Origin of the sequence: Sunxiuqinia dokdonensis (assembly GCF_001270965.1) — a bacterium.
GTDB lineage: Bacteria > Bacteroidota > Bacteroidia > Bacteroidales > Prolixibacteraceae > Sunxiuqinia > Sunxiuqinia dokdonensis.
The window spans coordinates 1-763 of record NZ_LGIA01000137.1; the positions used below are offsets into that span (position 1 = coordinate 1).

At 36.0% G+C, this 763-nt stretch carries 1 protein-coding gene; it reads left to right on the forward strand.

Annotated features, from left to right (window positions below; translation table 11 throughout):
- Positions 1-763, forward strand: a 763-nt coding sequence (locus tag NC99_RS08025) for a competence protein CoiA (protein WP_053181982.1), incomplete at both ends; no start/stop codon positions are given.

Here is a 763-nt window from a genome sequence, read left to right on the forward strand (position 1 = left end):
ATATGAAATTTGCACTAGTTGATGGTAATAAAATGGAAGCTCAAAAAGGAGCTAAGGGAATCTGTCCGAGTTGCGGTTCTGAATTAATTGCAAAATGTGGACAGGTTAAAATAAATCATTGGGCTCATAAGGGAATTCGAAACTGTGATATTTGGTGGGAAAACGAAACAGAGTGGCATCGCTCATGGAAAGGGTATTTCCCAATTTCATGGCAGGAGGTTGTACAGTTTGACAAAAATGGCGAAAAGCACATTGCAGATGTGAAAACGCAAGAAGACTGGGTATTAGAGTTCCAACATTCGTATATAAGAACAGATGAAATACGCTCTCGAAACGCCTTTTATCCAAAACTAGTTTGGGTTGTTGATGGGCAAAGACGAAAAAGTGATATCCTACAATTTCAAAAAGTTATAAATGAAGGGTCCATCATTCAAATTGAAAACGTTTCAATTTATCGAATTCCTTTTCCTAAAGAATCAAGACTTTTGAAGGAATGGCTTGGTTGTGGTGTCCCCGTGTTCTTTGACTTTCACGAATTAAATTATTCGAGGCTTTGGCTTTTAATTCCAAGGATGCCAGATGATAGAGCATTCCTAATACCATATTCTCTTGAAGATTTTATTGAACTTCACAGCAATAATGGATTCGATGAATTCAAGAGTTTAATTCATGAAATTCGCGATTCACTTGTTAGGAAAGAGAATAGCAGTTCAAATAGATTAGTAAATAATTTATGGTATAACGCATATAAAACACCGAATCG